General features: G+C 59.3%; 21 protein-coding genes. 14 read left to right on the top strand and 7 right to left on the bottom strand.

Features of this window, described 5'->3' with window-relative positions:
* Positions 1-150: 150 nt before the first annotated feature.
* From fabF to fabD, 4 genes are all read right to left on the bottom strand, one after another.
* On the bottom strand, positions 151-1413 hold the full coding sequence (gene fabF, locus ACHZCU_RS20125; protein WP_106312217.1) for a beta-ketoacyl-ACP synthase II: 1263 nt from the start codon (positions 1411-1413) through the stop codon (positions 151-153).
* A gap of 288 nt (positions 1414-1701) precedes the next feature.
* Complete coding sequence (locus ACHZCU_RS20130; RefSeq protein ID WP_018062986.1) at positions 1702-1938, bottom strand: acyl carrier protein; 237 nt, start codon at positions 1936-1938, stop codon at positions 1702-1704.
* 281 nt (positions 1939-2219) lie between these two features.
* The gene (gene fabG, locus ACHZCU_RS20135) at positions 2220-2957 is read right to left on the bottom strand and encodes a 3-oxoacyl-[acyl-carrier-protein] reductase (protein ID WP_106312211.1); all 738 of its coding nucleotides are present in this window, start codon (positions 2955-2957) and stop codon (positions 2220-2222) included.
* Positions 2958-3031: 74 nt separating this feature from the next.
* Positions 3032-3976, bottom strand: coding sequence for an ACP S-malonyltransferase (gene fabD / locus ACHZCU_RS20140; protein ID WP_319520293.1), 945 nt, complete (start codon positions 3974-3976; stop codon positions 3032-3034).
* A gap of 222 nt (positions 3977-4198) precedes the next feature.
* Between fabD and ACHZCU_RS20145 the strand changes: the two genes are divergently transcribed.
* From ACHZCU_RS20145 to ACHZCU_RS20210, 14 genes are all read left to right on the top strand, one after another.
* Positions 4199-5242: an aldo/keto reductase gene (locus ACHZCU_RS20145; RefSeq protein WP_319520294.1), complete on the top strand. Its 1044-nt coding sequence runs from the start codon at positions 4199-4201 to the stop codon at positions 5240-5242.
* A gap of 109 nt (positions 5243-5351) precedes the next feature.
* Complete coding sequence (locus tag ACHZCU_RS20150; protein WP_319520295.1) at positions 5352-6281, top strand: calcium/sodium antiporter; 930 nt, start codon at positions 5352-5354, stop codon at positions 6279-6281.
* A gap of 68 nt (positions 6282-6349) precedes the next feature.
* A complete protein-coding gene (locus tag ACHZCU_RS20155) occupies positions 6350-8416 on the top strand; it encodes a DUF4238 domain-containing protein (RefSeq protein WP_319520296.1) in 2067 nt (688 codons plus the stop codon).
* Between the two features lie 382 nt (positions 8417-8798).
* Entirely contained in the window at positions 8799-9197 is a 399-nt protein-coding gene (gene rpsF, locus ACHZCU_RS20160) for a 30S ribosomal protein S6 (protein WP_106312253.1), read from the top strand.
* Positions 9198-9221: 24 nt separating this feature from the next.
* Positions 9222-9470, top strand: coding sequence for a 30S ribosomal protein S18 (gene rpsR / locus ACHZCU_RS20165; RefSeq protein ID WP_018062978.1), 249 nt, complete (start codon positions 9222-9224; stop codon positions 9468-9470).
* A gap of 197 nt (positions 9471-9667) precedes the next feature.
* Positions 9668-10657, top strand: a complete 990-nt coding sequence (locus ACHZCU_RS20170) for a DUF2232 domain-containing protein (RefSeq protein WP_106312195.1) — start codon at positions 9668-9670, stop codon at positions 10655-10657.
* Positions 10648-11280, top strand: a complete 633-nt coding sequence (gene rplI, locus ACHZCU_RS20175; RefSeq protein ID WP_106312193.1) for a 50S ribosomal protein L9 — start codon at positions 10648-10650, stop codon at positions 11278-11280. The genes ACHZCU_RS20170 and rplI overlap by 10 nt, the downstream gene beginning before the upstream one ends.
* 257 nt (positions 11281-11537) lie before the next feature.
* Entirely contained in the window at positions 11538-13031 is a 1494-nt protein-coding gene (locus tag ACHZCU_RS20180; protein ID WP_106312190.1) for a replicative DNA helicase, read from the top strand.
* 62 nt (positions 13032-13093) lie between these two features.
* Positions 13094-14275, top strand: coding sequence for an alanine racemase (gene alr, locus ACHZCU_RS20185; protein WP_319520297.1), 1182 nt, complete (start codon positions 13094-13096; stop codon positions 14273-14275).
* Positions 14276-14302: 27 nt separating this feature from the next.
* On the top strand, positions 14303-15703 hold the full coding sequence (gene radA, locus ACHZCU_RS20190) for a DNA repair protein RadA (protein WP_106312184.1): 1401 nt from the start codon (positions 14303-14305) through the stop codon (positions 15701-15703).
* 67 nt (positions 15704-15770) lie between these two features.
* A complete protein-coding gene (locus ACHZCU_RS20195) occupies positions 15771-16355 on the top strand; it encodes a CvpA family protein (RefSeq protein WP_319520298.1) in 585 nt (194 codons plus the stop codon).
* Positions 16356-16409: 54 nt separating this feature from the next.
* Positions 16410-17900 (top strand): amidophosphoribosyltransferase, encoded by a 1491-nt coding sequence (purF, locus tag ACHZCU_RS20200; protein WP_106312178.1) that lies wholly within the window; start codon positions 16410-16412, stop codon positions 17898-17900.
* A gap of 29 nt (positions 17901-17929) precedes the next feature.
* The gene (locus ACHZCU_RS20205; RefSeq protein ID WP_106312175.1) at positions 17930-18673 is read left to right on the top strand and encodes an SDR family NAD(P)-dependent oxidoreductase; all 744 of its coding nucleotides are present in this window, start codon (positions 17930-17932) and stop codon (positions 18671-18673) included.
* A 26-nt stretch (positions 18674-18699) separates the two neighbouring features.
* A complete protein-coding gene (locus ACHZCU_RS20210) occupies positions 18700-19260 on the top strand; it encodes a DUF1349 domain-containing protein (protein WP_319520299.1) in 561 nt (186 codons plus the stop codon).
* On the opposite strand, the gene ACHZCU_RS20215 is transcribed toward ACHZCU_RS20210, so the two are convergent.
* From ACHZCU_RS20215 to iolE, 3 genes are all read right to left on the bottom strand, one after another.
* Entirely contained in the window at positions 19254-20414 is a 1161-nt protein-coding gene (locus ACHZCU_RS20215; RefSeq protein WP_319520300.1) for an MFS transporter, read from the bottom strand. The genes ACHZCU_RS20210 and ACHZCU_RS20215 overlap by 7 nt on opposite strands.
* Positions 20415-20494: 80 nt before the next feature.
* Positions 20495-21295 carry a 5-deoxy-glucuronate isomerase gene (iolB, locus tag ACHZCU_RS20220; RefSeq protein WP_319520301.1) on the bottom strand — a complete coding sequence of 267 codons (801 nt, stop codon included), beginning with the start codon at positions 21293-21295 and terminating at the stop codon, positions 20495-20497.
* 25 nt (positions 21296-21320) lie between these two features.
* On the bottom strand, positions 21321-22214 hold the full coding sequence (gene iolE, locus ACHZCU_RS20225) for a myo-inosose-2 dehydratase (protein WP_319520302.1): 894 nt from the start codon (positions 22212-22214) through the stop codon (positions 21321-21323).
* Positions 22215-22238 lie beyond the last annotated feature (24 nt).

The raw sequence follows: 22238 nt of genomic DNA on the forward strand, positions 1-22238 counted from the left end.
TAAATGCCCCCGCCGGCCTGTATCCCGGCCGGTCGCGGCGATAAATCGAATTCGAGATCGAAGCCGTTGAACCTAGATAAAAAAACGGCCGCAAAATGTCAGCCGTTTGTTTTTCTCATCCACAGTGACTGTGTCGGACTTGTGCTGACGTCAGCCGTTGTAGCGGCGCAGCACCAGAGACGCGTTGGTGCCGCCGAAACCGAAGGAATTCGACAGCGCCACATCGATATCGCGCTTGCGGGCCACCTTGGGCACGAGGTCGATTGCGGTTTCGCGTTCCGGATTGTCGAGGTTCAGCGTCGGCGGGGCGACATTGTCGCGGATCGCCAGGGTCGAGAAGATCGCCTCGATCGCACCGGCAGCCCCCAGCAGATGGCCGGTCGCCGATTTGGTCGACGACATCGACACCTTGTCGGCATCATCACCGAGCAGCCGTTCTACCGCGCCAAGCTCAATCGTATCGGCCATGGTCGAGGTGCCATGGGCATTGATATAGTCGATATCGCCGGGGGTAATGCCTGCCCGTTTCAAGGCCGTTGTCATGCAGCGGAAAGCGCCTTCGCCATCTTCGGACGGCGCGGTAATGTGATAGGCATCGCCGCTCAGCCCGTAACCGACAACTTCGGCATAGATCTTGGCGCCGCGGGCCTTGGCATGTTCAAGCTCTTCGAGCACGACAACGCCGGCGCCCTCGCCCATGACAAAACCGTCTCGATCAACGTCATAGGGGCGCGAAGCGCGTTGGGGATCGTCGTTGTAATCCGTCGACAGCGCCTTGCAGGCGGCAAAGCCGGCCAGAGCCAGACGGCAGATCGGCGATTCCGTGCCGCCTGCAACCATGACGTCGGCATCACCGAAACCGATCAGACGGCTTGCATCGCCAATGGCATGCGCGCCGGTCGAGCAGGCGGTGACAACAGAGTGATTTGGGCCGCGCAGCTTGTGGCGAATGGAGACCTGGCCGGAAGCGAGGTTGATCAGCCGTCCCGGAATAAAGAACGGCGAAACCCGGCGCGGGCCGCGGTCGCGCAGCGTGTAACCGGCTTCGACAATACCATCGAGACCGCCGATACCGGAGCCGATCAGCACGCCGGTCGAAATCTGGTCGTCATCGCTTTTCGGATGCCAGTCGGCATCGTTCAGCGCCATGTCGGCAGCGGCCATCGCATAGGTGATAAAGGGGTCGACCTTGCGCTGCTCTTTCGGCTCAAGCCATTCATCGGCATTGAACGTGCCGTCACTGCCATCGCCCAGCGGGATGGAGCAGGCAATCCTGGCCGCCAGATCATCCGTCTCGAAAGCTGTGACCTTGCTCGCGCCGTTGCGGCCTTCCAGCAAACGTGACCAGGTTACTTCGGTTCCGCATCCCAGCGGCGTTACCATACCCAAACCGGTGATTACTACACGCCTCATTGGTGGATCGCCCCTTCTTCAATTTTATATCGGACCGGCCTTCGGCAAAGCCCGATCGCCGCTGTCCCAGTATAGCGGCTTCAATATCCTGAAACGGAACCGGCCGCATCAAACATGTGACCAGCGCCTTTCCGGCAGTCAGCCCCGATCAAACCGCACCGTCGGCCAGATTGCAAAACCGGCAGAGGTCGGATGCGGTGTTCAGGACAAAAAAATGGCCCGTTTGACCGGGCCGATCAAGGCGGTATTCAGGGAACCCCCTGAAAACCGCCCGTCAATTTCTTTCGATCAGGCCTGAGCCTTCTCGATAAACTTGATAGCGTCGCCCACGGTGAGGATGGAATCGGCTGCATCGTCGGGAATTTCGACACCGAATTCTTCTTCGAAGGCCATAACCAGCTCGACGGTGTCCAGCGAGTCTGCGCCCAGATCGTCGATGAAGCTGGCGCTTTCAACAACCTTGTCGGCGTCAACGCCCAGGTGATCAACTACAATTTTCTTAACGCGTTCTGCGATATCGCTCATGTCGGTATCCTCGACCTGTCTCAAGTTCGATGGAATGCCCAGGGCATCCTCTGAAGTTAACGCCGCCGGCCCTCTTTTTCCGTTCAAGAGATGCGGCAGCAAACATGTGAACCAAGGCCCACTATGGAAAACCCGGATCAACCGGGTTTCGTCCGCTGGACTGTTCTTGGCAGTCCCGGCCCGCTTACCATGGTTTGTTCACGGCGCAAAGCCCAAAAAGCGCCGGTTTACGGCAAGTAAGGGCATTTCGCCGCCCCATCCCCGCCTAAAACGGCCCTTGTTCAGACCATCACCATGCCACCATTGACGTGCAGGGTCTGGCCCGTCACGTAGCCAGCCTCGTTGGAGGCAAGATAGGTGACAGCGGAAGCGATATCGTCACCGCTTCCCATGCGTTTCATCGGCACGGCGGAAAGAATGCCTTCCTTCTGCTTGTCGTTCAGCTTGTCGGTCATCGCCGTTTCGATAAAGCCCGGCGCCACGCAATTGACGGTGACATTACGCGGCGCGACTTCCTGCGCCAGCGACTTGGAAAAACCGATCATCCCGGCCTTGGCGGCGCAGTAATTGGCCTGCCCCGGATTGCCGGTGACGCCAACGATCGAGGTGATGTTGATCACCCTGCCGAACCGGCGGCGCATCATCGGATGCATGATCGCGCGCGTCAGCACGAAAGCGGCCGTCAGGTTGACATCGAGCACGCTTTCCCAGTCCGCATCGCTCATGCGCACGAACAGGCCATCGCGGGTGATGCCGGCATTGTTGACCAGGATATCGACGCCGCCGAGATCGGCTTCGGCCTTCTCGCCAAGCGCCTTGACCGCATCGCGGTCGGAAAGGTCGGCGGGCAGCACAAGGGTGCGCTCGCCAAGCTCAGCCGCCAGCGCCTCGAGCTTTTCCGCGCGGGTGCCGTGGAGCGCGACGGTGGCGCCCTGTCCGTGAAGCTGGCGGGCGATCGCTTCGCCGATGCCACCGCTTGCGCCCGTCACCAGCGCCTTGCGCCCAGTCAGATCCAACATATCAAAACCTCGTCCGGTATTGTTCGCTTCATCAGGCCTGCACAGCGCAGACCGTTCTCAACTTCTCTCAAACCTCAGCCCTTGATGGCCTTGAGTACGCCGTCGATATCCGCCGGTGCGCCGACGGCAACACCGTTCAGCGCCCGGTCGATACGCCGCGCCAGACCGGTCAGCACCTTGCCGGCGCCGATCTCGTAGAGCATTTCAACCTCATTGGCCGCAAACCAGCTCACCGTTTCGCGCCAGCGCACCCGGCCGGTCACCTGCGCCACCAGCAGGCTGACGATCTCCTCGGGATCGGTCACCGGCTCGGCGCGCACATTGGCAACGACCGGCACAACGGGCGAACCCTTGCGGACATCCGCCAGCGCTTCGGCCATCGCATCTGCGGCCGGCGCCATCAGTGAGGAATGGAACGGTGCGGAGACCGGCAGGAGCAGCGCGCGCTTTGCGCCCTTGTCACTGGCAATTGCCACGGCCTTTTCAACACCGGCCTTTTCACCGGAGATCACCACCTGGCCGCCGCCATTGTCATTGGCGATTTCGCAAACCCCGGCAGAAGCAGCCTCGCTGCACAGCGCCTCGATGTCTTCGAACGACAGGCCGATAATGGCGGCCATGGCGCCCTTGCCCACCGGAACGGCCTTCTGCATGGCATTGCCGCGAATGCGCAGAAGCCGGGCCGTATCGGCAAGCGAAAACGTGCCCGCAGCGCACAGCGCGGAATATTCGCCCAGCGAATGGCCGGCGACATAGGAAATGTCGGTCTTCAGGTCGAGACCCTCGGCCTCCAGCACGCGGACGACAGCAAGCGAAACGGCCATCAGCGCGGGCTGCGTGTTGGCGGTCAGCTGCAGTGCGTCTTCCGGCCCTTCCCAGATGGTCTGCGAAAGCTTTTCGCCGAGCGCATCGTCGACTTCCTCGAAAACCAGCCGGGCGGCGGTGAACTCATCCGCCAGCGCCTTGCCCATGCCAACGCTCTGACTTCCCTGTCCGGGAAAGGTAAATGCGACTGTCATCTGTGGCCCCTTAGCCAATCATTTCGTGTTCAACGGCGCGGCCTTTTGCCGGTCCACGCCGGAAATGCAACTCCATTTGACGTTTCATCCGCCTGTGTCAATAGCTACGGCACTGCATTGGCCGGCGAATTAACACGTAAAAATCGCCGCCGGCGCTTGCTCTTAACGTGCATCCGGTTACATTCGGCCGCAACCCGCCAAACTGACTTTCAAGGTAAATCTATGAAAACCAATAGCTTGGGACGCACCGGAATCGAAGTGTCCGAAATCGGCCTGGGAACGATGACATGGGGTTCGCAAAACAGCGAAGACGAAGCCCATGCCCAGATGAACTATGCCGTGGAAAACGGCGTCAACTTTTTCGATACCGCCGAACTCTACCCGGTCACGCCGCTGAGCGCGGAGACCTATGGACGGACCGAGGAATTCATCGGCAGCTGGTTCGAGAACCGCAAAAAGCGCGACGACATCATTCTGGCAACCAAGATCGCCGGCTCCGGCCGCCAGTGGATCCGCGACGGCAAGCCGATCACGCCGCAGACGATCCGCACCGCCCTCGACGCCAGCCTGAGACGGCTGAAGACCGATTATATCGACCTCTATCAGATTCACTGGCCCAATCGCGGCCATTTCCACTTCCGCAATTCCTGGACCTACACCCCTTACGGCCAGGACCGCTACCAGAGCCATATCGACATTGCCGAAACGCTCGACACGCTGGACCGGCTGGTCAAGGACGGCAAGATCCGCGCCATCGGCCTGTCCAACGAAACCGCCTGGGGCACGATGCGCTATCTCAACCGCGCCGAACAGTGCGACCGGACACGGATTTCGACCGTTCAGAATGAATACAGCCTGCTCTACCGCCATCACGATCTCGATATGGCCGAGCTCGCCTATTATGAAGATGTCGGCCTTCTGGCGTTCTCGCCGCTGGCGACCGGCCTGCTCTCCGGCAAATATCGCGGCGGCAAGATTCCGCCCGGTTCACGCGCCTCCATCCAGCCGGAACTCGGCGGCCGACGGCAGGCGCAGCAGGAACCGGCGGTCGATGCCTATTGCGCCGTGGCCGAAAAGCACGGTCTCGATACCGCGCAGATGGCACTCGCATTCGTGCTGTCACGGCCGTTCGTCACTGCGGCACTCATCGGGGCGACCACGATGGAACAGCTGAAAAGCAATATCGCGGCGGCCGATATCACGCTTTCCGACGACGTGCTTCACGATATTGCCATGGTGCATCGCGAATTCCCGATGCCGATCTGAGCGAAAAACCGGCGAAACATTGTTTCTGCGGGCATGCGCACCATATGCATTGCGCACCACCGTACGTTTCGCCGGTTTTCAGCCGGCCTGGCAATGACAGGGACCGGAATTGGATTACATCTACGTTACGCTCGGTCTCCTCGGCCTTTACTTCGGTGCTGAATGGCTGGTGAGCGGCGCGGTCGCAACGGCCCGGCGCATCGGCATTTCTCCGCTTGTCGCGTCTCTGGTGATTGTCGGCTTCGGGACCTCGCTACCGGAACTGCTGGTTTCGGTGCGCGCAGCACTGTCCGGCGCGCCCGGCATCGCGCTCGGCAATGTCGTCGGCTCCAACATTGCCAATATCCTTCTGATTGTCGGCACGGCGGCCGTGATCTTCCCGATTTCCGGATGGGACCGCAGCGTCAGGCGCGATGCGGCGACCATGGTCGCCTCGGCCGTCTTCCTGTTTTTCCTGGTCCAGTATGATGTGATCGACCGTATTGCCGGGCTGGCCCTTCTGGCCCTGCTCGCGCTCTATCTGCTGCGCACCTATCTGTGGGCGCGCAAAACCGGGGCCGCCCTCGATGACGACGTGGACGTCGAAACCGATGCCATGCCGGTCTGGAAGATGGCGCTTCTGATCATTGCCGGGCTCATCGTCCTGCTCTTCGGCGCGGAATTCCTGATTCGCGGCGCCACCGAACTTGCCGTCCACTTCGGCGTCTCCGACGCCGTGATCGGGCTGACCGTCGTCGCCCTCGGCACCAGCCTGCCGGAGCTCGCCACCGCCGTCGTCGCCGCCACCAGACGCCATTCCGATGTCGCCATCGGCAACGTCACCGGCTCCTGCATCTTCAACACCCTCTGCATCCTCGGCGCCACCGCAGTCATCGCCCCGCTTCCGGTATCCGCTGGCTTTGCGACGCTCGACGTGCCGGTAATGCTGGCAGCCAGCGTGTTTTTCGCGGCGATGCTGTTTGTTGCGCCAAAATTTCACCGGGCGACTGGGGTGGTGATGCTCGTTGCCTATGCGGGGTATATCTGGGCTTTGGTTTAATTGCCAAAATTACAAGAATATATAAGATTATATAAATTCGGTACCCACGAGCAACTTGAGAGAAATGAATGGCCGGTCGACGACAGCATTTTATTCCTCGAAAATTTCTTCGGCCATTTTGCAATGACTCAGAAAGGTCAACTATTTGGCTCTTTCGAAGAGGTGCAGAGCGCGCCGTCAATACCACCATCATGAACGTAGCCCACCAACGAGACTTCTACTCACCACCCGAGAGCAAAAATTATATTACTCTAGATGATGAAATAACTGAGTATGAAAGCTCGGTCTTGTACCCAATGCTCGACGAGCTTCGATCAGACCACGGCGCCCAAGAGCTTAACGAAAGCAAAATCGCCGAGGTGATCGTACACCTATCGATCCGAACAGCACATACTAGGACTATTTTTCGGGAAGGCACCGGCGCGTTAACAGAAGCTATTAAACAGCTGCTAGAAAACCCAAATATATTGTTAGGATCAGAAGGTTTCCCATCCTCTGAGCCTTCCACACGTATTAAGAAACTAATTTCGGACGCGATAGACGAACAGGGCTTATCAAAGGCAACAGGCTTCAGCACAGAGACATTGACCCGGCTTGCCTACATGCTTCTCAGAGAAAATTCACAAGAGCTTCGAACACTCTTCTCATCACAACGCTCTTCGATTGAACAAGCTATCGATAAGTTCGGGTTGAAACGTGTTCCAGATTTTCACAAGGAGGCTCTTTCAGGCTCGCTCGCCCCACCAGCTAGAGTTGAACAGCTTAGTAAATTCTACTGGTGTCAGATACCCACTGAAAATGCTCTTTTGCCCGATTGCGTTTGCGTCGCCAGAGACAAAGTCGGACATTGGCTTCCTTTACTCTTGTCAAATCCGGAAGAGATTGAAGTAATAGTGATGCCACTGTCGCCTAACAAATTAGCGGTAGGTAAAAAAGAAATAAATACCGAATTTAATCATGACGAATTCAACACTATAGCGGTAAAAACTAGTTATGATTTTTGCTTATGTAAAGAAAACAACGAAAAGGTCAGAAATCTATATTTAGAATATGGACACAATTCCGAAAAAGAAATCAACGAATACTTTCAAAAAAGTATAAACGGTGCACTATATTCATTTTTGGAAAATCCGAACAGTAATCAAGCCAAAGAGAGTATTTTGGATCATAATACAGAGAGCGACGCTGGGAGCTGTAATATAAATTTTCAATTTGATGACACCATCGAAAGCGATCAACACAAATTAATAGTAGATTCGATAACTCAACTCATACAAAACGTATGCGTAAGAAGTGGATCAAAAATCGAAAAATTCTGCCATTACATCAACTGCATCATCATTACCGATGACTATTTGGGGACCATAAACAGCCTGACGAACAACAAAACTAGGGGGACAGAAGACGACAACAATATAGGAATAGCGATTCCAATAATAACTGAATATAAAAAAATTGACCTTGTTTTAAGACACTCTGCTATAAATCAGCTTTACGCTGCCACTAACACATCTACCCGTAATTACATTAAAATTACTCTAGAAGAAATATTTCTTTGGGTGGTATACTTCTCAAAAATACAATCAGGAAATAAAATTACACGAGACAAAACAACTTTCATAGAAACCAACTTATCTCAATTAGGAAACGAGATATATTATCATTTCTTCAAACACAAATACGGAACATTTTCTCTCGAATACTTGCACACATGCGAGAAAATAACTATCGAAAAGCTAGATGAATACCGAAACATAGCTATTTCAAAAAGAAATGAATACAGAAATGCAGGCGATGTTAATATATTTTATATAGATATATCGCATTTAATCCGCGATACATGTCAATATATATCTAAATTAATAGGACTTTACAATAACGAACACTTATCCGGCGCCGTCAGCGAAAAATTGAATCAGAAACTTATTTTTTATGAATTGGATAAATGGTACTCTCTTCTGGAGAAGGATTTGACCAACTTCGATCGAAGAACTAACGTAGATTGGAACACTAACGAGTTAAGCTTTCAAAATCGCCACGCTGAGAGGCTTCTTCTTTGGTTTGGAATACTGCTGGATGAAACCGAATCTGGTATGTACATTCACGTACCTTATATCATCGGACTCGATGAATGAAGAAACACCTGCCTGAGTTCCGGCACGATTATTCAAGAGCGTTACGGGCCGAGAGATGACAATTTTCTATCGTCTCTCGGAGCACCTTACACTGCCTCCCCCCCACCCCTTGCATTCCCGCCAAAAATGCGTATAAGCACGCCAATCCAAAGGTCCGGTCTTCAGGCTGGTGGCTGAACGGAGGGCCGGTTTCGGGTTTGGGCAACGCTTTGTTTCCCGCCGCAAACCGTCTGGCATGTAAAGTATGCCCGCCTCCCGTGTCGCCGCTCTCGACCGTCTCGATCAAACGCTTTTCTTGCCGGGCCTTGCCCTCCAGGAGCAGTCGTTGAGGCTTAGCCGCCGAGGTCCGGAACAAGGGTAAATGCAAGAAAGGCAATTCAACATGGCACTTTATGAACACGTGTTCCTGGCCCGCCAGGACATCACGGCGCAGCAGGTTGACGGCATCGTCGAGCAGTACAAGGGACTGATCGAAGAGCATGGCGGCTCGGTTGGCCGTATCGAAAACTGGGGCCTGAAGTCCCTCACCTACCGTATCCGCAAGAACCGCAAGGCGCATTACGCGCTGATGGACATCGACGCGCCGGCTGCAGCGATCCACGAAATGGAACGCCAGATGCGCATCAACGAGGACATCCTGCGTTACATGACCATCAAGGTCGACGCACACGAGGAAGGCCCGTCCGCGATGATGCAAAAGCGTGACCGCGACGACCGTCCGCGCCGCGATGGCGGCCGCGACAACCGTGGTGACCGCGGCGATCGTCGTCCGCGCAGCTGATTGCGAGATTAAGGAGTTTTTATCATGGTAGCTATCGCCTCCATCCCGACGCGTCGTCCGTTCAACCGTCGTCGCAAGACCTGCCCCTTCTCCGGCGCCAACGCTCCGAAGATCGACTACAAGGACGTTCGTCTGCTGCAGCGCTACATTTCCGAGCGCGGCAAGATCGTTCCTTCCCGTATCACGGCCGTCAGCCAGAAGAAGCAGCGTGAACTCGCCCGCGCCATCAAGCGCGCCCGCTTCCTCGGCCTTCTGCCTTACGTCGTTTCCTAAAGATTCCGGTGGGCGGGGCAGGCTTTCGCGCCCCTCGCCCTCCTCATTCTCTGCGTCATTCTCGGGCTTGACCCGAGGATGACACAATCGAGATTGGCTCCGGCGCGGTGGGCGCGCAGCAGCCTCATAAATAAAACCCAGGTTGAGAACGGCACACACGGCAGCCTTCTCTAACTGCTCGCAGGGCAGGACAGCGGATGAAAACACTTGATGCAAAGACATTGCTGATTGGCGCGCTTGCCGGCGTTGCGGGCTTCATGCTTGCTTACGCGGCGAGTTTCAATGCGCTGTTTTCAACGCTGCTGTCGGCCGCCTCCGCCCTGCCGATCCTGATTGCCGGCCTTGGCTGGGGCAATTTTGCCGCCCTCGCCGCGATTGTTGTCGCCGGCGGTCTCGGCGCCCTCGTCGTTTCACCGTTTTTCGCGCTTTACACGCTTGCCATCACGCTGGTGCCGGCCGGCTGGCTCAGCCACCTCGGCAATCTGGCGCGTCCGGCAAGCGAAATCGGCGGCCCCGACGGGCTGACGGCATGGTATCCGCTGTCCGACCTGCTGCTGCATCTGTGCGCCATCATCACGCTGGCGCTGATCATCCTCGGCGTCGTTGCCGGTTATGGCCCCGATGCAACCGGCGAGCTGATCGACGCCTTCGTCGAAGCGCTGACGGTGCAGAACCCGGAAATTGCAAACGATGCCGCGCTGATTGCCCAGTTCAAGTCGATGTTCGTGGTGATGCTGCCGATCGTTCAGGGCGCAACCTCGGTCATCCTGCTGTTCGTGGCCTATCATTTCGCGACCCGGATCGTGATTTCCTCGGGCCTGACGAGCCGGCCGCGCGAGGATGTCGCCCAGTCGCTGCGCATGCACCGCAATGCCATCTTCGTTTTTCTTGCAGCGCTTGTTGCAACCTTCTTCGGTGGAACCATAGCACTGGTGGGAGCAGCCTGCCTCGGCGCTTTCGGCGGCGGCTTTCTTCTGGCCGGTCTTGCCCGCATGCACCTTGCCGCGCGCGGCAAGAGCTGGGCCGTGCCGGTTATCATCCTGTCCTATCTTTCGCTGATTTTCACCTTCCCGGCCCTGATCTTTGTGGTGATGGGTCTTCTTGACACACGGCGGGCCATTGCCCTTTCACCGGATGCAACACCGCCGAACGATGACGACAATGAAAGGAACAATCCATGGAAGTAATTCTGCTTGAACGCATCGCCAAGCTTGGCCAGATGGGCGAAACCGTCAAGGTTCGCGATGGCTATGCCCGTAACTACCTGCTGCCGACCGGCCGTGCACTGCGCGCCAACGACGCCAACAAGGCCCGTTTCGAAGCCGAGCGCGCCGTGCTCGAAGCCCGCAACCTCGAGCGCCGCAACGAAGCCCAGAAGATTGCCGACACGCTGGACGGCAAGTCCTTCATCGTTGTGCGCTCCGCCGGTGAAACCGGTCAGCTCTACGGTTCGGTCGCCACCCGCGACATCGTTGAAATCCTCGGCGACGAAGGCTTCACGATTTCCCGCAACCAGGTTGTCCTCAACCACCCGATCAAGACCGTCGGTCTGCACCGCGTCGAAATCCAGCTTCACGCCGAAGTCTATGTCACCGTCGAACTGAACGTTGCCCGTACGGCCGAAGAAGCCGAACGTCAGCTCAAGGGTGAAGACCTCACCTCCGCCGACGCCATCTACGGTGTCGACGAAGACGCCCTGCGTCCGGAAGACTTCTTCAACCCCGATGCCGACTACGACCTCGACGACGAGGAAGAAGAAACCGAAGCTTCCGCTGAGGAAGACGGCGAAGAGGAAGACAAGAACGCCTGATCGGCGTCCCCTGTTTTCGACATGTTTGTGCCCGGTCTCTCACAGGAGGCCGGGCATTTTTGTGCTATCGTGTGATTGGCCGGTGTCGATTCGTGTCAAGGTGCCCGGCCCCGTTTGGCGGCATTTGACGCCGAACAATGCCGATGACCTGTGAATTGATGTTGAGAACCCGCGTGTGATGTGGCAGCGGGTGTGTTTGCAGCCTCAATCGTCTATGCTCCAGCGAACCGTTTTCAGACCTTCGGAAAAGATCAACCATGAATGACATTGCGCCGTCCCTTTCGTTCCAGGCATCCGGTGCCCCGCAGGGGCGTGAAGCGCCGAACAATCTGGAAGTCGAACAGGCCCTTCTGGGCGCCATCCTCGTCAACAACAGCGCGTTCTACCGCGTTTCCGACTTTCTGAAGCCCGAGCACTTCTACGAGCCGCTGCATCGCAAGATCTACGAACTGGCCGGCGATACGATCCGCATGGACAAGATCGCCAACACCATCACGCTGAAGACCCATCTGCCCTCCGACATGAAGGTCGGGGACCTGACGGTGGCGCAATATCTCGCGCGTCTGGCCGCCGAAGCCGTCACCATCATCAATGCCGAGGACTATGGCCGCACGATCTACGATCTGGCGCTCCGGCGTCAGCTGATCGAAATCGGCGAGGATATCGTCAACACCGCCTATGAAGCGCCGATCGATCTGCCGCCGTCAGAGCAGATCGAGGACACCGAGCGCAAGCTGTTCGCGCTGGCTGAAACCGGTCGCTACGAAGGCGGGTTCCAGTCCTTCGAAAACGCGGTGACCATCGCCATCGACATGGCCAGCAAGGCATTTGAGAGCGACGGCCATCTCTCCGGCATCTCGACGGGCCTCAACACGCTCGATGCCAAGATGGGCGGGTTGCAGCGCTCCGACCTGATCATCCTTGCCGGCCGTCCGGGTATGGGCAAGACCTCGCTTGCGACCAACATCGCCTGGAATGTCGCCTCGGCCTATGAACCGGAAGTGCTGCCCGACGGCACGATCGAGGCGAAACAGGGCGGCGTCGTCGCCTTCTACTCGCTCGAAATGTCCGGCGAACAGCTCGCTACCCGTATCATTTCCGAGCAGACGGAAGTGTCGTCCTCCAAGATCAGGCGCGGCGATATCACCGAGGCCGATTTCGACAAGCTGGTCGCCTGCTCGCAGACCATGCAGAAAGTGCCGCTCTACATCGACCAGACCGGTGGCATCTCCATTGCCCAGCTTTCCGCCCGCGCGCGTCGCCTCAAACGCCAGCGCGGCCTCGATCTGCTGGTGGTCGACTATGTGCAGCTGATGACCGGCTCGAAAAAGGCCGGCGACAACCGCGTGCAGGAAGTGACCGAGATCACCACCGGCCTGAAAGCACTGGGCAAGGAGCTGAACGTTCCGATCATCGCACTTTCCCAGCTCTCCCGTCAGGTGGAAAACCGCGACGACAAGCGCCCGCAGCTTTCCGACCTTCGCGAATCGGGCTCGATCGAGCAGGACGCGGACGTGGTGCTGTTCGTTTATCGTGAGGAATATTACGTCCAGAACCTCGAACCGCGCGATCCGGACGATCCGGCCTATGACGAGTGGAAGATGAAATACGAGAAGGTACGCGGAACCGCCGACGTGATCATCGCCAAGCAGCGTCACGGACCGACAGGCACCGCCAACCTCGCCTTCCAGGCCGCCTATACGCGCTTTGCGGATCTTGCCGATCCGTCCTACTCCAGCTTTGACGAATAGGCATGGGCGACACGGCGTAAGCGCGCTATAATCGCCAAAATTTTGCAACAAACGGCGATTTCATGTCTGATTTTTCGAATGAACCTGTTGAAGAAACGCTTGCGGAGGGGGAAATCCCCTTCGAGGCGGCGGCTGCCCGTCTGACGGTCGATCTCGGCGCCATCGTGAGCAACTGGAAGACCATGCGTGCGCTTTCCGGCCGGGCGCGAACGGCCGCCGTGGTCAAGGCCGATGGCTACGGCCTCGGCATCGAGGATGTCGGCGAGGCGCTTTATGGCGCAGGTGCGGCGGATTTTTTCGTCGCCGTTCCGGAGGAAGGCGCAACCCTCAGACGGTTTGCGCCGGATGCCCGCATCTTTGTGCTTTCCGGCATGTGGCCCGGCACGGAGGAAGTGTTTTTCGAAAACGATCTCGTCCCGGTCCTTGCCAGCAGCGAACAGCTTTCCTTCTTCTTCGCAGCTGTTGCCGAATTCGGCGATTATCCGTGCGCGCTCCAGATCGACACCGGGTTCAACCGGCTTGGCCTGACGGTGGAGGAAGCTCTGGCGCTGGCCGGCGATGTCTCGCGGCCGGCGAGTTTCGAGCCGGTTCTCATCCTCTCGCATCTCGCCTGCGGCGATGATCCGGCCTCGCCGATGAACAAGGCGCAACTGGAATGGTTCCGGATCGCCGCATCCGCCTTCGAGGGCGTGGAGGCGAGCCTCTCGGCCTCTGCCGGCATTTTCCTTGGGCCGGACTATCATTTCGATCTCACCCGGCCCGGCATTGCGCTTTACGGCGGCGATTCGCAGGCCGGCACCTCGAAACGGCTGCGCCCGGCGGCAACGGCCGAGGCCCGGATCGTCCAGATTCGCGAAGCCCGGGCCGGTACGACGGTGAGTTACGGGGCAACCTGCAAGCTTGGCCGCGACAGCCGGCTTGCAATTGCAGCGTCCGGCTATGCGGACGGCTACCACCGGTCGCTCTCCGGCTCCGGCGTTCCATTGCGTGATGCCGTCAGCGCCGGCGGTTACGGTTCTGTCGCCGGCTACAAGGTGCCGATTGCCGGGCGCATCACCATGGACATGACCGTCTATGATGTGACGGATGTTCCCGAAGGCGCGATCCGCAGCGGCGACTATATCGAACTCATCGGCCCCAACCTTCCGCTGGACGAAGCGGCCACAGCAGCCGGCACGATCGGTTATGAATTGCTGACCGCCCTTGGCTTGCGCTACCGTCGCCGTTATATCCAGCCGGACTGACGCGTTTTTCCGGACAAAGAAGAGACCTTGGCCAAACCGAAGACCCAGTTCATCTGCCAGAATTGCGGCAGCATCCATCCCCGCTGGGCGGGTCGGTGCGATGCCTGCGGCGCCTGGAACACGATCGTCGAGGAAAACCCGACGGCCGGCATCGGCGGCGGCCCCGCCCGCGCGCCGAAAAAGGGCCGTCCCGTCGCGCTTGTGACGCTGGATGGCGAAAGCGAGGAAGCCCCGCGCATTGCCAGCCGGATGGCCGAACTCGACCGGGTGACGGGCGGCGGTTTCGTGCGCGGCTCGGCCGTGCTTGTCGGCGGCGATCCGGGAATCGGAAAATCCACGATCCTGATGCAGGCCGCCGCAGCCCTTGCCCGCCAGAACCAGCGCGTGATCTATGTTTCCGGCGAGGAGGCCATCGCCCAGGTGCGCCTGCGCGCAAAACGCCTTGGCGCGGCGAATGCCGAGGTCCTGCTTGCCGCCGAAACCAATGTCGAGGACATTCTGGCCACACTCGCCGAAGGACCGCGTCCCGATCTGGTGATCATCGATTCGATCCAGACGCTGTGGTCGGATCAGGCCGAGGCCGCGCCCGGCACGGTGACGCAGGTGCGCACCGGGGTGCAGGCGATGATCCGCTTTGCCAAGCAGACCGGAACCGCCATGGTGCTGGTCGGCCATGTCACCAAGGAAGGCCAGATCGCCGGCCCCCGCGTGGTCGAGCACATGGTCGACGCCGTGCTCTATTTCGAGGGCGAGCGCGGCCATCACTACCGTATCCTGCGGACCGTCAAGAACCGATTCGGCCCGACAGACGAGATCGGCGTGTTCGAGATGGGCGACACCGGCCTGCGCGAGGTTGCCAATCCGTCGGAACTGTTCCTGGGAGAACGCAACGACAAGGCACCGGGGGCTGCCGTTTTCGCCGGCATGGAAGGCACGCGGCCGGTTCTGGTGGAGGTGCAGGCCCTTGTCGCGCCGACATCGCTCGGCACACCGCGCCGCGCCGTCGTCGGCTGGGATTCGGCCAGACTTTCCATGATCCTGGCGGTTCTGGAAGCCCATTGCGGGGTTCGGCTCGGCAATCACGATGTCTATCTCAACATCGCCGGCGGCTATCGCATCACCGAACCGGCCGCCGATCTTGCGGTGGCGGCAGCCCTGATTTCATCACTTGTCGGACTTGCTCTCCCGGTCGATTGTGTCTATTTCGGCGAAGTCAGTCTTTCAGGCGCCATACGGCCGGTCACCCACGCCGCACAGCGACTGAAGGAAGCGTCAAAACTCGGGTTTTCGCGTGCGGCTCTGCCGGCAGGTTCGGCAGAAATTGCGTCAGCGAATGTAAACGGGTTAAAAGGACTGGAATCTCTACCGGAACTTGTGGCCGATATCGCCGGCCGCAGACCGGAGATGGTATCGGATGACAGCGACTGATCTGTCCGCCAGAGGAACCGATCGGTCGCAGGTGCGGGCTTATCCCCCACGAAAAGCGGAGCAATGCATGCCACTAACCCTGTTCGATCTGATTGTTGTCGGCGTTGTTCTGTTTTCGGCCTTACTTGCCATGGTGCGCGGCTTTTCACGGGAAATTCTGTCGCTTCTTGCCTGGGGGTTGTCGGCGGTTATCGCCTATTTTGCCTATCCCTGGCTCGCGCCGAGCCTTGAGGGCTTTCTCGGTGATGCGCGCCTGGCCATGGCCGGTGCCTTCGCGATCGTTTTTCTGATCGCTCTCGTGCTTCTTTCACTGGTGACCACGCGTTTTGCGGACTATATTATCGACAGCCGGGCCGGCGTGCTTGATCGTTCGCTCGGTTTTGTTTTCGGGCTGGTGCGCGGCGTGCTGATTCTGGCTGTCGCCGTGGCGTTCTGGAACTGGCTGGTCGGCGATGCGCAAAGCCCCGACTGGATCAGGAATGCAAAGTCCAAGCCGGCGCTCGACATGCTTGCCGCCAAGCTGGAATCCTATCTGCCGGGCGGCGGAGAATTGCAAACCTACCGCGGTCGCGATGAGACGCAGCTGCTGGCAATGGTCGATGGTAACGTAATTTTGAAATTCACGCCGGATTTCCGGCCCAATGACATGTAGTCTGAAAACCCTGCTTTCAGACCAGCCCTGCCCCAGCCAATTGCGGATCATGCGATGAACACCTGTTTTGACGATCATGATGATTTCAGCCTTGATGACGATACGCTGCACGAGGAATGCGGCGTTTTCGGCGTTCTGGGCCACCCCGACGCAGCCGCCTTGACGGCGCTGGGCCTGCATGCGCTTCAGCATCGCGGACAGGAAGCCGCCGGCATCGTCTCCTATGACGGTCAGCAATTCCGTTCCGAACGCCATCTGGGCCTCGTCGGCGACCATTATACCGACCCGGCCATGCTGGAGAGCCTGAGGGGCTCTATGGCGATGGGCCATGTGCGTTATTCCACCACGGGCGGCACGGTGCTGCGCAATGTCCAGCCGCTTTTTGCCGAACTCGGCGTCGGCGGCATTGCCATTGCCCATAACGGCAATTTCACCAACGGCCTGTTCATGCGGCGCAAGCTGATTTCCGACGGTGCGATCTGTCAGTCGACCTCGGATACCGAGGTCGTTCTGCATCTGATCGCCCGGTCGCGCGCCAAGACATCGTCGGACCGGTTCATCGACGCCATCAGCCAGATGGAAGGCGGTTATTCGATGATCGCCATGACCCGGACAAAGCTGATCGCCGCGCGCGACCCCACCGGCATCCGCCCGCTGGTGATGGGCGAGCTGGACGGCAAGCCGATCTTCTGTTCGGAGACCTGCGCACTCGACATCATCGGCGCGAAATTCGTGCGCGACGTCGAAAACGGCGAGGTCATCATCTGCGAGGAGCAGCCGGACGGCTCGATTTCCATCGATTCGCGCAAGCCCGCGCTGAAACAGCCAGAGCGGCTGTGCCTGTTCGAGTATGTCTATTTCGCCCGTCCCGATTCCATCGTCGGCGGCCGCAATGTCTACCAGACGCGCAAGAACATGGGCATCAACCTGGCACAGGAAGCACCGGTCGAAGCCGATGTCGTCGTGCCGGTGCCCGACGGCGGCACGCCTGCGGCTATCGGCTATGCCCAGGAAAGCGGCATTCCCTTCGAACTCGGCATCATCCGCAACCATTATGTCGGGCGCACCTTCATTGAGCCGACGCAGCAGATCCGCGCCTTCGGCGTCAAGCTGAAGCACTCGGCCAATCGGGCCGTGATCTCCGGCGCCCGTGTTGTTCTGATCGATGATTCCATCGTGCGCGGCACGACCTCGGTGAAAATCGTGCAGATGCTGCGCGAGGCCGGCGCGAAGGAAGTCCACATCCGCGTTGCCAGCCCGATGATCTACTATTCCGATTTCTACGGCATCGATACGCCGGACCGGGACAAGCTTCTGGCCAACAACCACGAAACGCTGGCCGACATGTGCAAGTTCATCGGCGCCGATTCGCTGGAATTCCTGTCGATTGACGGGCTCTACATGGCCGTCGGCGGCGAGAAGCGGAACAATGCCCTGCCGCAGTTCACCGATCACCAGTTCACCGGGGATTATCCGACCCGCTTGCTCGACAAGGAGCATGAGGGCGAGTTTTCCAAGATCGAGCTTCTGGCCGGCAACGGCTGAGCCTGAACATATCGGAGGGGGGACGCATCATGAGCAAGACACTCGAAAACCGTCTGGCGGTCGTTACCGGCGCATCGCGCGGCATCGGCTATTTCACCGCGCTGGCATTAGCGCAACAGGGCGCGCATGTGATTGCCTGCGCGCGCACGGTCGGTGGTCTCGAAGAACTCGATGATGCAATCAAGGCCGACGGCAATGGCTCGGCAACGCTGGTGCCGATGGATCTTGCCGACATGGGCGCCATCGACCGCCTTGGCGGATCGATCTTCAAGCGCTGGGGCAAGCTCGACATCATGGTTGCCAATGCCGGTGTGCTCGGCGTGGTCTCGCCGCTCGCCCATCTGGAGGCCAAGGTTTTCGAACAGGTGATGGCCGTGAACGTGACCGCCACCTGGCGGCTGATCCGGTCGCTGGAGCCGCTGCTGCTGCAATCCGATGCCGGACGCGCCGTGCTGATTTCCTCCGGCGTTGCCCATACATGCAGGCCCTTCTGGGGCGCCTATGCCGCCTCCAAATCCGCTGTCGAGGTGCTGGGACGGACATGGGCCGGCGAAACCGCCCACACGCCGATCAAGGTCACCAATTTCGATCCCGGCCGCACCCGCACCGCAATGCGCGCGCAGGCGGCCCCCGGCGAAGACCCGATGACGCTGCCGCATCCAAGCGAGGTCGCCGCAAAGATCGTGCCGCTGACCAGGCCCGACTATCAGGAAAGCGGCAAGCTTTTCGTTTTCCGGGAAGACAGGCTGAAGGACTATCGTCTGCCGGAATAGATTTTCTGCACAATGGGGGACATGAGATGGCAATCTGGCTCAACGAACCGGCGGAATGGACGGCAGAAGGCGACACGCTTGAGTTGGTGACGGACAATGCCACCGACTTCTGGCGCAGGACGTTTTACGGCTTCACCCGCGACAGCGGCCATGCCTATCTTGCGCCGGTCTCCGGCGACTTTTCCGCCAGCGCGACCATGACCGCCGCATACGAGATGCTTTACGATCAGGCCGGGCTGATGCTGCGCATCGATGAAACCCACTGGATCAAGGCGGGCATCGAATTCACCGACGGGCTGATGCATTTTTCCACCGTCGTCACCCGCGACGTGTCCGACTGGTCGGTCATTCCGCTGCATGCGGCAAATCCGAAAACGCCAGTTTCGATCCGCATCACCCGGCATGACGACGCTGTGCGGGTGCAGTTTCATCTGGGCGACGGGCAATGGCAGATGGCGCGGCTTTGCCCCTTCCCTTCAGCCGATGCCCAGATCGGCATGACCGCCTGCACGCCGGAACGGGCCGGCCTGAAAGTGCGTTTTACCGATTTTTCGGTGGGCGCGCCGATCTCGCGCGAACTTCACTGAGCGGCATCGGCCTTGCTAAGCCGCCACATCAGAGCGACGCAGACAGCCAGCAGGGCGAAAGCGGAGAGGCTGACTGCCCCAAACCCGATTCCCGCATAGAGCGCGCCCATCAGCAGCGGACCGACGAACACGGCGATATAGGTGGCGGTGGTATTCAGGCCGATCAGCGTGCCGCGCGCTTCCGGCTTGCGCAGCGCCAGCAGCAGCACGGTCAGGTTCAGGCCGAAATGGTTGAAGATGCCGAGCAGGAATGTCGCCAGAAGCGACAGCCAGAAAGACCGGGTCGCCAGAGCAAGTGACAGATAAACCAGCCCCGATCCGGCCAGAAACAGGGGAAACACTTTTGCCGGCCCGATCCGGTCGACATGGCGCGCAAGAGCGCCGCCAAGACCGAACCCAACGCCATAGGCCATCACCGCAAGGCTGGCGGCGGACGCGCTGATGCCAAGCATATCGCGCATCCGCAGGCCAAGAAGCGCGTAAGTGCCGTAAAACACCGTCATGAACAGAAAGCCGGTCGCAAGCATGCTGATAACGCCGCGGACACGGATCACCGCGCGGCGGCTGTGGCTCTCACCGCTTTGCGCCGGCGGTTGCCTGTCGGCCGTGGCGGCGAAGACCATACAGGCCAGTCCGGCCAGTAAGGCAAGAACGCCATAGGCCAGACGCCAGTCGAGAACATCGCTGAGCAGCGCCGAAAGCGGCACGCCGACGATCAACGCAATCGACCAGCCGGACAGGACAAGGCCGAAGACACGCGTTCCCTGCCCTTCAGGCGCCGAGCGTACGGCCTCCGAATAGATCGCCGGCAACAGCACGCCGGTGGCAATGCCTGCCAGCGCCTGAAACACGGAAAGCGTCTGCCAGCTATGGCTGAGCGCCGAGCCTGCAAAGCCGCCCATGAGCAAAAAGGCGGAACCGGCCAGCACCGGCCGCATGGCGTAGCGGTCAATCAAACCGGACAGGAAAAAGGCAGAGAATGCGGCAGCAGCACCGAAGGCGGAGATCGCCCGCGCCACTGCAACCGGTTCCGTTTTCAGCGTCGCGGCGACATCGGCAAGGATCGGCCCGAGAATAAAGGAATTCGCGCCGACCAGGAAAACGCCAACGACCAGCGCCGCCAGCCGCAGGCGGAGAAGCAGAGGAGATGGCACGGGAAAACCTATGCGTGGTGATTCACTTTATCCATTATCGGCGATCACCGGCCACAATCAACTGCGCGCCATGACAACTGTCATTTCTGCTGTTGCGCGATCCAGTCGTGATCGGGATGGTTTTTGAACCGCCATTTGCGCATCGGCCCGGCCATCACGTTCAGATAATACATCTCGTAGCCATGCGGCGCACCGCAGGGGTGATGGCCCTTCGGCACCAGCACCACGTCGCCGTCATGCACGGCCATGGTCTCGTCCAGTTCGCCGTCCTCGGTGAACACGCGCTGGAAGCCGAAACCCTGTGGCGGGTTCAGACGGTGATAATAGGTCTCCTCCAGATAGGTCATCTCGGGAAAATTATCCTCGTCATGCCGGTGCGGCGGATAGGACGACCAGTTGCCGGCCGGCGTGAACACTTCCGTCACCAGCAGGCTGTCGGCGATATCGCGGTCCTCCATCGCAATCGGATGAATGAAGCGCGTGTTTGAGCCCTTGCCGCGCTCTTCCAGCCCGATATTGTCGATCACCTGCGCCTTGTGTCCGCCCTTGCCCGGCGCCGAGCAGACGGCCAGCGTGCAGTCGGTTGCAGCCATGGCGGACCAGTCGCTGTGATCGGGCACATAGACGGCGGCCGGTTTTTCGCGCTCGAACACATTCATGCGCTTGCCAAGCCTGCCGAAATCCGCGCCGGCACCGGAAATTTCCGCCTTGCCTTCCACAAGCACGAGTATCACCTCGCGGTCGCCGGTTTCCTCGGAAACGCTTTCGCCTGCCGCGAGGCGGTAAAGCCGGAAGCCGACATAGCCCCAGCCGGCGCTTTCGGGTGTGATGTCATGAACCTTGCCGCGGGTTCCCATGGGTTTGACCAGTAGTCGGCTCATCGCTGTCGTCTCCTCGTCGTTTTCGTTATCGCAGACCGGCCTCAAGCGCTGCCGCTTTCAGCGCCTTCAGTCCCATGCTCTGATACCGGAAGGGGTTGCGCACCGCAGGGTCCTGTTCGGCCTCGATCACGATCCAGCCGGAATAGCCATGTTCGGCGGCGACCTTCAGCACGGATACAAAGTCGACAATCCCCTCGTCATCGCCCGGAACGGTAAAGACGCCGCGCCGCACGCCTTCGAGAAAGCTCAGCCCCTCGTCTGCCACCTGCCGCATGATCGCGCCGCGCACATTCTTGGCGTGGATATGGGCGACGCGGCCCATATGGCGGCGGGCGAGCGCCACAGGATCGCCGCCGCCAAAGGCCGCATGCCCGGTATCCAGAAGCAGGTGCACATCCGCTCCCGTCAGTGCCATCAGCCGGCCGATTTCTTCTTCGCTCTGAACGATCGTGCCCATGTGGTGGTGATAGACCAGCGCGATGCCGTCTTCGGCGCAGTAGGCCGCGATGGCGTCCAGCTTGCGGGCAAAGTCTTCCCAGGCGTCATCATCAAGCACCGGGCGGTTGCCAAGCGCCACAGCGTCATTGCCGTGGATCGCATTCGAGGTCTCGCAGACGATGCAGACCTTCGAACCCTGCGACTTCAAAAGATCGAGATGCGGACGGATTGCCGCCTTCTCGTCTTCCACCGAATGAACGAGCAGGTTCAGCGAGTGCCAGCCGGATACGAATTTCAGACCGTGGGCGTTGAGCACCGCCGAAAGCGCCTCCGGATCGGTCGGGAATTTGTGGCCCTTCTCGATGCCGTCGAAGCCGATTGCGGCGGTTTCGGAAAGGCAGGTTTCCAGCGAAATATCAGCGCCGAGGCTCTGGTCGTCATCATTCGACCAGGCAATCGGATTGGTTCCGTAAAGGATCATGGTTCACCCTTTCAAAGGCAAAAG

The sequence above is a fragment of the uncultured Martelella sp. genome (assembly GCF_963677965.2).
Classification (GTDB): domain Bacteria; phylum Pseudomonadota; class Alphaproteobacteria; order Rhizobiales; family Rhizobiaceae; genus Martelella; species Martelella mangrovi.